This is a genomic window from Enterobacter sp. RHBSTW-00175 (assembly GCF_013927005.1).
Lineage (GTDB): Bacteria > Pseudomonadota > Gammaproteobacteria > Enterobacterales > Enterobacteriaceae > Enterobacter.
In genome coordinates this window covers 5,016,156-5,028,588 of the sequence record NZ_CP055930.1, presented here as the reverse complement: position 1 = coordinate 5,028,588, position 12,433 = coordinate 5,016,156, and the positions used below count along the sequence as shown (strand labels likewise).

At 51.3% G+C, this 12,433-nt stretch carries 8 protein-coding genes and 2 pseudogenes; 4 read left to right on the top strand and 6 right to left on the bottom strand.

The features are described 5' to 3' along the window. Positions 1-71: 71 nt before the first annotated feature. Complete coding sequence (locus HV107_RS24315) at positions 72-1,304, bottom strand: sensor domain-containing diguanylate cyclase (RefSeq protein WP_182061280.1); 1,233 nt, start codon at positions 1,302-1,304, stop codon at positions 72-74. A 92-nt stretch (positions 1,305-1,396) separates the two neighbouring features. Next, a complete protein-coding gene (locus tag HV107_RS24310) occupies positions 1,397-3,526 on the bottom strand; it encodes a bifunctional diguanylate cyclase/phosphodiesterase (RefSeq protein ID WP_182061279.1) in 2,130 nt (709 codons plus the stop codon). A 613-nt stretch (positions 3,527-4,139) separates the two neighbouring features. Here HV107_RS24310 and HV107_RS24305 point away from each other — a divergent pair. Next, positions 4,140-5,135: a methyl-accepting chemotaxis protein gene (locus HV107_RS24305; protein WP_409050237.1), complete on the top strand. Its 996-nt coding sequence runs from the start codon at positions 4,140-4,142 to the stop codon at positions 5,133-5,135. A 34-nt stretch (positions 5,136-5,169) separates the two neighbouring features. On the opposite strand, the gene HV107_RS24300 is transcribed toward HV107_RS24305, so the two are convergent. Beyond that, entirely contained in the window at positions 5,170-6,297 is a 1,128-nt protein-coding gene (locus HV107_RS24300) for a GGDEF domain-containing protein (RefSeq protein WP_182061277.1), read from the bottom strand. 197 nt (positions 6,298-6,494) lie between these two features. Between HV107_RS24300 and zntB the strand changes: the two genes are divergently transcribed. The 3 genes and pseudogenes from zntB (at position 6,495) to dbpA (ending at position 9,336) form a co-directional block, all read left to right on the top strand. Then, positions 6,495-7,478, top strand: coding sequence for a zinc transporter ZntB (gene zntB / locus HV107_RS24295; RefSeq protein WP_182061276.1), 984 nt, complete (start codon positions 6,495-6,497; stop codon positions 7,476-7,478). Between the two features lie 328 nt (positions 7,479-7,806). After that, positions 7,807-7,935 (top strand): annotated as a pseudogene (locus HV107_RS27555) (hypothetical protein); the annotation flags it as partial. A gap of 27 nt (positions 7,936-7,962) precedes the next feature. After that, complete coding sequence (dbpA, locus tag HV107_RS24290; RefSeq protein ID WP_182061275.1) at positions 7,963-9,336, top strand: ATP-dependent RNA helicase DbpA; 1,374 nt, start codon at positions 7,963-7,965, stop codon at positions 9,334-9,336. Positions 9,337-9,382: 46 nt separating this feature from the next. On the opposite strand, the gene ttcA is transcribed toward dbpA, so the two are convergent. From ttcA to HV107_RS24275, 3 genes and pseudogenes are all read right to left on the bottom strand, one after another. Then, positions 9,383-10,318, bottom strand: a complete 936-nt coding sequence (gene ttcA / locus HV107_RS24285) for a tRNA 2-thiocytidine(32) synthetase TtcA (protein ID WP_182061274.1) — start codon at positions 10,316-10,318, stop codon at positions 9,383-9,385. Positions 10,319-10,324: 6 nt separating this feature from the next. Next, positions 10,325-10,567: pseudogene (locus tag HV107_RS24280) on the bottom strand (tyrosine-type recombinase/integrase); the annotation flags it as partial. A gap of 77 nt (positions 10,568-10,644) precedes the next feature. Continuing rightward, positions 10,645-12,258: a mechanosensitive ion channel family protein gene (locus HV107_RS24275; RefSeq protein ID WP_182061273.1), complete on the bottom strand. Its 1,614-nt coding sequence runs from the start codon at positions 12,256-12,258 to the stop codon at positions 10,645-10,647. Positions 12,259-12,433 lie beyond the last annotated feature (175 nt).

The following is a 12,433-nucleotide window of genomic DNA, read 5'->3' as shown; positions in this document are numbered from 1 at the left end:
GGATACTACCCACCTGAAGTCTGTTTCTTCGAGGCGGGCATTGTAGCGAGGCTTGAATAAATACTCCAGTTTCACGCAGCCAGCACCTTATTGCGCCCATTGTTCTTGGCGCGGTACAGCGCATCATCGACACGTTTAAACAGGTCGTCGATACTCTCTCCCGGATTATGGCGCGCGACGCCGATACTGACCGTGAAGCGCGGAAGCCCCGGGATGGTAATGTGCGCAACGGCGGCGCGGATCGTTTCGGCGACCTGCATGGCGGCATCAAGCGAGGTTCTGGGTAGCAAAATCACAAACTCCTCACCCCCCCAGCGAAAAACAAAGTCGTCTTTACGGCTACAGGCCTCCAGCGTACGGGAGAGCGAGATCAGGACTTCATCACCTTTGAGGTGGCCAAAAACATCGTTGATATTTTTAAAATGGTCGGTATCCACCAGCAACAGGCTGAACTGCTCCTGAGCGGGCAGGTGAGAAGGGTTTGTTTGTTCGGTGATAATGTAAAACTGACGACGATTAAGCAGGCCTGTCATGGAATCTCGCAGTGCCGCATGTTCCAGTTCCTGTTCTAACCGCTTTTGCTCCGTAATATCGTGAATGATGCACAGCATCAGCTTATCGCCGTAAATTTCAATTGGCCCGGCATATGTCTGCACATGCCGGGTTGAGCCATCGGCGAGTCGGTGGACAAAGTTAAGCGGTTTATGCCCACCAGGCAGGCTCGCTATCTCTGTCATTACCGGCATGATGTCACGACCGAGGGTATTAATTTCCCAGGTATGTTTGCTGCACAATTCATCGTGCTGATAACCGTAAAAATTCAATGCGGCCAGGTTCGCATCCACAATTTGACCATCCCGCGCCGGGTCGATAAGCAGCATTGGCGCGCTGTTCGTCAGGAAAAATCGTGCGTAAAAACCCTGTTTTTTTCGTTGATAGGTTGCCGAGCGACTGGCTTTAAGGCCCGCTGTGGTTTGCTGGGCGAGCCCCTCAAAAATGATGACATCACCGTAAGGCTCACACTGGATGAGTGACAGGCGGCAGATTAATGTTGATTCTTGCTCATTACGCCAGACCGTCCAGATTTCGATTATTTCCTGGTCGGTTTTGAGGTCCGGAACATACATTGAAAGTGCGGATTGCGCATTAGCGGAGTAGACCCCCGTACGCATTTCATTGACTGTTTTAGTCCGCATGACATCGGTAGCTGCGGCGTTTGCAAATATAATTTGTTCTGAGACGGGGGAAATCAGCCACACTGGCGTTTTTATGTAATTCAGTGCATCGAAGCAATTTAGCGACATAGGGAATTCCTATCCATCGACACAGTGTGCCTGACGATCACGACGGAATTGACTCGCGTGGGCTCCTTTGAAACATACTCTACTTCACCACATCAGGCATGATTTTTTTGTGAAACAAATGGGGATTCCGTATGAATTTTACCGATTGGTATAATCTGTTTGGCGGATTTTTTTTGTAACAACAACCAGGGGACTTGTTCCGCAGGTAACGGGCGAGAGAAAAGAAAACCCTGAAGGAAATCACAGCCTAAATCGGTAAGCGCTGCCTGTTGTTCTTCTGTTTCAATTCCTTCCGCCACGACATTCATCTCCATCGTGCGCGCGATATTTATGATGGTTTCCACCAGTTTCCGGCTTTTCTCATTTTCCAGCATTGAGCTCACAAAACTTTTATCGATTTTAAGTTCTTTCGCAGGAAGCACGCTGAGCATCAGCAGGTTTGAATAGCCTGTGCCAAAGTCATCGATAGAAACCGTTATTCCGGCATGGTTAAAGGCGGTGAGTAACTCAATACTGCGATCGAGATTTTTGAGCGCGGTGCTTTCGGTCACCTCAAGAATCAATCTGGACGGTGCCAGATTGTATTTTTCCAGCATGGACGAAATAACATGGAATATATCCTGTTGTTCAAACTGGATTGGCGACAAGTTAAAGGATAACGTCCACTGACTGAAGCCTTGTTCTGTCCAGAAATTGAGCTGACGGCACGCTGCTTCAATTGCCCAGTTTCCCACCGGGATAATTAAGCCGGTTTGCTCAAGAGAAGGTAAAAACACATTCGGCAGTAAAACACCTTGTTCCGGGTGGCGCCAGCGAATAAGCGCCTCAAAACCGTGGATGGTATTTTCTTCGGCGATATAGGTCGGCTGATACCAAAGTTCAAACTGATCGCGTTCGAGAGCCTGGGTCAGCTCCTGCAAGAAACCCGGCTCTGCTGGCGCGGTGGTGGACATCTCACGGCGGTAGACTGCCCAGTCATTGCGTCCTTCTTGCTTGACGTACTGCATGGCGGCATCAGCCTTGAGCTTGAGCTCATGCAATGTTTCACCGTGTTGAGGATAGAGACTGACACCTACGCTGAGTGTGGTACTCAGCGCGTGTCCGCAGATGGGCTGGCGACGGCGCATATCTTCAACCAGCGTCGATAGCAGGGTGTTTAATTTATCGTCATCGCATTCCGGGACCAGCAACATAAACGAATCGCCACCCAGCCTCGCCAGCGTCATTTCGCGGGTCAGCCTGGCCGTAATACGCTGGGCAACGTTAATCAGCAGTTCATCACCAACCTGATGTCCCCAGGTGTCATTCACCCGCCTGAAGTGGTCGACATCGAAGAAAATCAGCGCAAATTGCTTCTTGTTCAGTAATGAACTGCGCAAACAATCCTGTAACCGAATATCCATCTGATGCCGGTTAGCAAGCCCGGTGAGGGTATCAAAACGCGCCTGCAACTCTAGCTGGCGGTTAAGCTGGCGCAGATTGTCCGTCAGCCGCGTTGTACGCCAGTGGGAATCCACCAGGGAGATAATAAGCATCAGACCAAGCAGGCACAGGGTCGTGACCGACACCCAAATCGACAGCCCCAGCTCGCTGACCCCGCCTGACCGGGTCTGTTCCATTTCATGAATATGGGCGGCACTCATCCCGGTGTAGTGCATGGCACAAATAGCGACAGCCATCACCAGCGCGGCCATTACGCGATTAATAAAGATACCTTTGCGATTTTCCCGCAGGTGGAATGCTAACCACAGGGCAACACCTGAGGCGATAACGGCAATCACCACCGACAACAGCACAATACGATGATCCCAGATAATTCCGTCTTCAAGCATCAATGCAGCCATGCCGATATAGTGCATGGAAGCCACGCCTGCGCTCAGGATGAGCGTGGCAAGGATCAACCGGAAAGGGGAAAGGGTTTTAGCGGTGACGGCAATATAAATGGCTACGGTAGAAGCCAGGACGGCAGCGCCCATTGAGGCGAGTGTGAGCCACAGGTCATAGCTCATGGTCATCGGCATTTCCATCGACAACATGCCAATGAAATGCATTGACCAGACCCCGATACCCAGCGTTACGCCTCCGGCAATCCGCCAGAATAACGCGGCTTTTCGGCTGGAAAGGGGGATTTTACCCGCGCTGTCCAGTGCAACAAATGAGGCGATAAACGCCACCAGAAAAGAGATGGCAATTAACACTGGGTCCCAAGATACATTGAGCATTATGCAATCCCAAGCCAAAAAGGTTACTGAGGTCGCCTGCGGACGCCCTGCATCAGCTAGCTGCGAACTCGTTCAAACAATATTAGTTATTAATCGCGAAAAAAGACCAGGGGCATTGCTTTTTTCACTCATATCAAAGAACAGAATATATTCTTTTATTATTTAGTTAAGTTTCGCTAAACACTGATGCAGTAGAGCAATACTGTTCCTTAAAATACGAGTGCGATCATATTAGTTCACAAAAAAAGATGCTATCGCTTTAGTGTCATAAAAACCAGTGTTTCGGGATGAAGTTCATAACATTTATCATAATATGGGTTTTTATATCAACTTAAGTGAAATTACTGACCGCAAGATGCAAAACAAAAGGAGTTGGGGGATAGTGATGAAAAAGTGCTGAGGCAATGCTATATATTTTAATGCCGACAAAAATATCAAATAGTGGGAAAAAAACATGCTAAAAAATATTAGTGTCAGAACTTTTATTATCTATTTTCTGGTGAGCGCCTTTTTGTTAATTGATGGTTTGATTGCGTTGTTATCTCATAACACTACTCTTTTTGTTTCTGTAATTATTGTTAATTTACTTGCATTGTTTTTACTTTGGGCCTACATGACAAAATATCTTGTGACGCCCATCAACACGGTGAAAAAAAGTATTGAAGAAGTGATGTCAGGCAATCTTGCCATCTCTATCCCCGAGTTTGGCAATAACTGTGCCGGGCGTCTGATCCCGGGTATTAATACATTGTCGAGCAACATCGCAACGCTGGTGCGGGAAATTAGGGCATCGTCCGAATCGGCTATGACGTTGTCCGGGCAGCTTTCAGAGCGCAGCGCACAACTTTCTGTGAAAACAGAACAGCAGTCAGCCTCGCTGGTGCAAACTGCAGCCAGTATGGAACAGATGGCCGCAAGCACGAAAAACAACGCCGATAACACCCGTTTAGCCAGTGAGCAGGCTAATGCCGCAACGTTGCAGGCGCGTAAGGGCGGAGAGCTGATGGGGCAGGTTGCCCACAACATGCAATCCATCACCGAATGCGCGCAACAAATGAAAGAGATTATCACGCTGATTGACGGTATTGCGTTCCAGACCAATATCCTGGCTCTGAATGCAGCCGTTGAAGCGGCACGCGCAGGTGAACACGGTAAAGGTTTTGCCGTGGTGGCCGGTGAGGTCAGAAATCTGGCGCATCGCAGTGCAGAAGCGGCGAAAAACATAAAATCCCTGATCGACGAGACAAGCTCTAACGTCACGGAGGGCGTTACCGTGGTTGCACAAGCTGAAAAAAACATGCACGAAATTGTGGCGGGTTCGGGCCAGGTGAGCAGACTGATGGACGATATCTCTTCATCAACATCAGAGCAGGAGAAAGGGATCTCGCAAATTACGCTGGCACTTTCTGAGCTTGAACAAGTTACCCAGAGTAACGTTGCGATGGTGGAGGAGCTGAGTGGTTCATCAGATGTGCTGAAAAATCAGGTCATTGAATTACAGGCCCGGACACGAAATTTCAGGCTCGAAGAGGGATTCCAGAAACCCCTGTACTCGCCGCAACCTCACCATTCCCCGATGTTTGCACCGCATGCTAAGCACTCCCTCTAACCGTAAAAAAGAGCCTGGATCCCAGGCTCTTTTTTTATTGCGCCAACACCCAGCGATTTCGTCCCTGCTGCTTAGCGCTGTAAAGCGCCTTGTCAGCCCTTGCAATTACCGACTGGGCCGTTTGCCCAACTTTCCATGTCGCTAACCCCTGGCTTACTGTAACAAGTGAGCTGACCGGGGAAAGGGCATGGGCTTGTGCCTGAGATTGCAGCGTATTGGCTATCGCCGCCGCTGTGCTCTGCAACTGGCCGGGATCGGGCAATAGCACTATAAACTCCTCGCCGCCAAAACGCCCGACAACGCCGTGGCTATCCTGCGTGGCGCTTTCAAGTACGCGGGCAATCATCATCAGGCAGCGGTCACCGCCCTGGTGACCGTAATAGTCGTTGTAAAGCTTGAAATGATCGACATCGAGCATAATCAGCCCGAATTCGGTGCCGTCACGCTGGTGGCCGATAATTTCCTGATCCATGCGTGTTTCAAATGTGCGGCGGTTTGCGATACCGGTTAAGGGGTCTTTGCTGGCAAGCTGCCCCAGCTGTTGAATGAGATCCGCATTTTCCTGCTCGCGGCGTAGTGCGAGGATAAACCAGCTGTTGAGGATCCGGCGGCCGGATTCAATCATCCCTGCCAGCAGTATCCACAACAGCGCGTTCAGCACGGTAAGGCTGGAGGGATGAAAAAGGCTGGTGACCAGGATGGTAAGCCACACTGGCGCGATAAAGCTCAATAACACTTTCGGGTCGAAATAGAGCGAAATAAGCGCAGTAAAAAGCAGCAGGGCAGCAAACGGAAATATTAAACGCATATCTCCGCTGGCAATCAGAACGTAAAAACAGACCGACCAACAGAGGCTTATCCCGACGACGACGCCTTTTGCCAGATTTCGAAGCCAGGACGCGTTCTGCAGTGGCGCCATTCTCAGGATAAAAAGGACCCCTGCTGAAAGCGTAAGATCAATAACCATCATGGTTTCCAGCAATCCGGCTGGATTCAGGGGCGTAGTTAAGGTATCGAAAGTAGAAAAATAGCGCCGTCCCAGCAGGAACAACGAGAATAAAATGTTCACCCACAGGAACCAGGTCATGCTGGTTTTGATCGCAATTGCACGCATTTCAGCCAGGCGTACATCGAATGCAGCACAGGTCTTTTTTGTTGTCACCAGCTCACTCCGGGATACATTTAGATCAAAACGGCAGCATTTCATTAACTCTAACGATTTACATGTACCTGTCTACTGAAACCTGAAGGATAATGAGCAATTCCTGAGCTAATTCAGCGCGATGCTGGACATAGTTATTGCTTAACGTTAGGCGAAAGCTAGACTGACAACCAAAGAGTCAAAAAGGTGGAGGTGCTGTGGATAGCATTAAAGGGTCTGAGGTTAACGTTCCTGACGCGGTTTTTGCGTGGCTGCTCGATGGTCGCGGCGGCGCGAGGCCGCTGGAAAACGGTGATGACATCGACAATGAGCATCCTTGCTGGCTGCACCTGAACTACACCCACCCGGATAGCGCTCAGTGGCTGGCGACGACCCCGTTGTTGCCGAACAATGTGCGGGATGCTCTGTCGGGAGAGAGTCTGCGTCCACGAGTCAGCAGGATGGGCGAAGGTACGCTGATTACGCTGCGCTGCATTAACGGCAGTACCGATGAACGCCCCGACCAGCTGGTGGCGATGCGCGTGTATATGGATGAACGAATGATTGTCTCTACGCGCCAGCGCAAAGTGCTGGCGCTGGATGATGTGGTTAACGATCTGAAAGAGGGCACTGGTCCGGCGGATTGTGGTGGATGGCTGGTGGATGTCTGTGATGCCCTGACCGATCACGCCAGTGAGTTTATCGAGGAACTGCACGATAAAATTATCGACCTGGAAGATAATTTGCTCGATCAGCAGATACCCCCGCGCGGTTTTCTCGCGCTGCTGCGAAAGCAGCTGATTGTGATGCGCCGCTACATGACGCCCCAGCGAGATGTCTACGCGCGTCTGGCCAGCGAGCGCCTTAACTGGATGAACGATGATCAGCGCCGCAGGATGCAGGATATCGCTGACAGGCTAGGGCGAGGTCTGGACGAAATTGACTCCTGTATCGCCAGAACGGCGGTGATGGCCGATGAAATCGCACAGGTGATGCAAGAATCCCTGGCAAGAAGAACCTATACGATGTCGTTAATGGCGATGGTCTTTTTGCCGAGTACCTTCCTGACCGGGCTGTTTGGTGTGAACCTGGGCGGGATCCCCGGCGGCGCCTACCCGTACGGATTTATTACGTTTTGCATCATGTTAGTCGTTTTGATAGGCGGTGTTGCGTGGTGGTTGCATCGTAGTAAATGGTTGTAAAATTACGTTTTTTCGCTTCGTTGAGCGCCTCAAAACGCTATTTTATTTGAGCGAAGTCAATAAACACATACCCCGTAAGGTGCAATATTACTCCCGCAGGTGAATGCAACGTCAAGCGATGGGCGTTGCGCTCCATATTGTCTTACTTCCTTTTTTGAATTACTGCATAGCACAATTGATTCGTACGACGCCGACTTAATAGTCGGCTTTTTTTTGCCTCCTGTTCTTCAGCGTCTACCCTAAAAAGGGAGAACGCCCAAACCTGGAGGGAAAGATGAGCATCCTACCCACACTTCAACGATTAAATTCCATTCCGATTGGCTCTGAACCTAACGATCCTATACCGATGCCGGACCCCATCCCACGTCCGCAGCCGATGCCTGACCCGCCACCCGATGAAGAACCGATTAAAATGTCGCATCAAACCCCGAGATCTGCGAGGATACGCGCCATCTGACTGCAAAGATGACCGCGAGAGTATATTGTGACCGCATTTTCTACCCTGAATGTTCTGCCCGCTGCCCAACTCGATAACCTTAACGAGTTGGGTTACCTCACTATGACCCCTGTTCAGGCGGCTGCGCTGCCCGCCATTCTTGAAGGCCGTGATGTACGCGTACAGGCAAAAACGGGCAGTGGGAAAACGGCTGCATTTGGTCTTGGGCTGCTGCAGCATATTGATGTCGCACTGTTTAAGACCCAGTCTTTAGTGCTGTGCCCGACCCGTGAACTGGCGGATCAAGTCGCCGGTGAACTGCGTCGACTGGCGCGTTTTCTGCCGAACACTAAAATTCTGACGCTGTGCGGTGGACAACCTTTCGGTGCCCAGCGCGATTCGCTCCAGCACGCTCCGCACATTATCGTGGCAACCCCGGGGCGTTTACTGGATCACCTGCAAAAAGGCACCGTATCCCTTGATGCGCTGCAAACGCTGGTTATGGATGAAGCCGATCGTATGCTGGATATGGGCTTTAGCGACGCCATCGATGAGGTTATTCGCTTTGCGCCTGCCGATCGTCAGACGCTGCTGTTTTCTGCGACCTGGCCTGAAGCTATTGCGGCTATCAGCGGCCGGGTACAGAAAAATCCATTAACCATTGAAATTGATAGCGTCGATGCGTTGCCCGCTATTGAGCAACAGTTTTTCGAAACCTCGCAGCAGGGCAAAATTTCGCTACTGCAAAAGCTGCTGAGCCAGCATAAGCCTGCGTCCTGCGTGGTGTTCTGTAATACCAAAAAAGATTGTCAGTCCGTATGCGATGCACTGAATGCTGCCGGGCAGAGTGCGTTATCGCTGCATGGCGATCTTGAGCAACGCGACCGCGATCAAACGCTGGTGCGTTTTGCCAATGGCAGTGCGCGCGTGCTGGTGGCGACCGATGTTGCGGCTCGTGGCCTGGACATCAAATCACTGGAGCTGGTTGTTAACTTTGAGCTGGCCTGGGACCCTGAAGTGCATGTACATCGTATCGGACGTACTGCCCGCGCCGGGAACAGTGGTCTGGCAATCAGCTTCTGCGCGCCGGAAGAGGCGCAGCGCGCAAACATTCTGTCTGAAATGCTGCAGCTGAAGCTGAACTGGGTCAGTGCGCCAGGCAATGTCAGCGTTGTGCCGCTGGATGCTGAAATGGCTACGCTGTGCATTGATGGCGGTAAAAAAGCCAAAATGCGTCCGGGTGATGTGTTGGGTGCGCTGACCGGGGATATTGGTCTGGACGGGGCTGATATCGGGAAGATTGCCGTGCATCCGGCACATGTCTATGTCGCTGTTCGCCAGTCAGTGGCGCACAAAGCCTGGAAGCAGTTGCAGAACGGCAAAATTAAAGGCAAAGCCTGTCGGGTTCGCCTGCTTAAGTAAGCGGCAGAAAGATAGCGTCCCGAAACCTGTTCGGGACGCTAACGGATTACTTCACTTCGACGACGTTCAGACGCAGTTCATCAAGCTGGGCGTCATCTTCTTCCGGTTGCCAGCCAGCAGGCTGCATTGGGATCTCTTCACGATCAAAGGCCAGATCGCCGCCATTCACCACTTCTGACTCGTGGTTAATCCCTTTAAAGTCAAACAGCTCTATGTCCGCCAGATGCGAAGGCACAACGTTCTGCATGGCGCTGAACATGGTTTCGATACGGCCAGGATAGCGTTTGTCCCAGTCACGCAGCATGTCGCCAATCACCTGACGTTGCAGGTTTGGCTGTGAACCACACAGATTACAAGGGATTATCGGGAACGCTTTCGCCTGGGAGAAACGCTCGATGTCCTTCTCGCGGCAGTATGCCAGAGGGCGGATAACGATGTGTTTCCCGTCATCGCTCATCAGTTTTGGTGGCATCCCTTTCATTTTGCCGCCGTAGAACATGTTCAGGAACAGAGTTTGCAGGATGTCATCGCGGTGATGGCCCAACGCAATTTTGGTTGCGCCCAGTTCGGTTGCCGTACGGTAGAGGATCCCGCGGCGCAGACGAGAGCACAGAGAGCAGGTGGTTTTGCCCTCAGGGATCTTCTCTTTCACGATGCTGTAGGTATTCTCTTCGACGATTTTATACTCGACGCCCAGCTTCTCCAGATACTCAGGAAGAATATGCTCCGGGAAACCCGGCTGTTTCTGGTCGAGGTTTACCGCCACCAGTGAGAAATTCACCGGCGCGCTCTGCTGAAGATTGCGCAGGATCTCCAGCATGGTGTAACTGTCTTTCCCCCCGGAGAGGCAGACCATGATGCGATCGCCTTCTTCAATCATATTGAAGTCAGCAATAGCTTCGCCTACGTTACGGCGCAGACGCTTTTGTAATTTGTTCAGGTTGTATTGTTCTTTCTTGTTAATATCTTGATTTTGTTGCATTTATTACTACCTATGGAACCAGAAGGGGCATTTATTCAATTCTTTAAACCACGCATCGCAGACGTCATAAACCATTTGCGCGTTTTCATGCCCTGTCTGGCTCACGATGAAAGAGGGGTTAGCGCCAGCGGATAAAAGCCAGCAGGCAAAAGTATGTCGCGTATGGTACGGATTCCGGCGACGAATTCCAGCACGTTTTACAGCGGCGTTTGATCTGGCATCAGTACTTGATAAAGCGTAGTCGGCTTTTTAGGTGCCTTACGCAGCGCAGGCACGGAAACAGAAGGCATTATTTGATACTCCAACGCAGTGCTGACTACGCCGTTTTACCCTTCACGCTTTGGTGGCTCTGCGGGGGCTGCATACCAGTTTTCTTGCGCGACCATGATGTTCCCTTCAGGCTGCATAACGAAATTCGGCGACATGATCTGAACGTTGAATTCATTGAATACATCCTGAATGTTGCTGTACAACTCGTTGCGCGCGATGGCCAGGGACTGCCCGGGAAACAGTCTCACCTGTAGCTCATAGGCTATGTACCAGTCCATCAGTTCCAGCTGGCGTACAAGCGGTGGATGCGTGAGATCGACACACCGTGCTCGCTTGGCTGCCAGCTCAAGCATTGCGTGAACCTGCCGCCACGGGGTGTCATACCCTATGGTCACGCCGACGGTTAAGTTGATGCTGCCATCTTTATTTTGCGCACTGAGGTTAACAATCTTGCCGCTCACCACAACCGCATTGGGTACCGTCACCACGTAGTTTTCGCGTGTGATAATTTTGGTGGCGAGCATCCCGATTTCGCTGACCTGGCCTTCGTTATCCGCTACCCGAATAACATCCCCTTTTCGCAGCGCTCGAGAATAAATAAGCACCAGGCCACTCATGGCATGATTCATCACCCCAGCCGAACCCAGCGTTAACATCAGGCCAAAGAAGACGCTAATGCCTTTAAAGGCCAGGGAATTTGCGCCAGGAAGGAAAGGGTATGCGGCGGAAAGAGCAAATAACCACACCATCACGGAGATAAGCTTGCGGGTCGCCCCGACAGTCTCAGGGTGAAGCCCCGGAAACTGTAAACGACCAGCTTCAACCTGGCGGAGCACCATTTTGAGCAACTTCAGAATAAAGGCGGTGATGATGAAAATAATCAAAACAATCATCAGGCCCGGTAACGCAGAGACGATAGACAGGGCTATCTGACGTACGACACGCAGTGACCAGTCACCCAGCGACGTAGCCCAGACCCGCGTCCAGGGGAACAAACTTAATGCCCAGCTTAACCAGACGTAAAAAGCTAAAATCCCCAGTAATATCATTAGTAAGCCATACAGGCGTGCTTCAATTGCCCCCGTATAACGGCGCCAGCTTTTGGGGAGCCAACCCCGGTTTTCAGCAATCTGGCGGCGATAATATTGCCGCACCCGGCGCCATGAGCGCCACGCAACATAGCCAAAGAGCAAAAAGACTGCCAGACCTGCAACCGTCTTCACCGAAGAGAGGACAAGCCAGCCGGTATTGAATTGATCGCGAAGTGCGGTGCGCTGTGCTTCAAGGCGTACCAGCACACGTTGCGCAGCCTGATCCAGGGTAAGATCATCCCCCTCATCCAGATCCGCCTGCGCCAGAAGCATGACAGGTTTGCCATTCATAACGAACAGTCTTCCCGGCTGGTTATAGCGGGTGACAGGGACGATTTTCAGGGGTTCGAGCAGATCCGCATGTTCGAAATGACGCAGCGTGTTGCGGATGCGTAGCACGCGCTCTTCTGGCGTAGTGAGCCCGAACTTAGCCTGAAGCATAACAATGGGATGATGGAAGATATAAACCGTGCGGGCTTGCTCCTGGTCAGTTGGCTCCTGACGCGGTTCCGCCGCAAAAGAACTAAAGGTGAAAAGCGATATCACACACGCCAGAAAAACGAGCACTCTCTTATTCATACTCTTCACCCGATAACGCGAAATTATCATTATTTTTCAGGCAACCAGCTAACCGGCAGACATGAACTTTCTGAGCATAGACCAGTTGCCCGGTTGTGCAACATTCACCTCAAGCGATGCTATGACCGCCCGGATGTACATCGATAATGATGCAGGAGGGTAAGAGTGCGTCAGG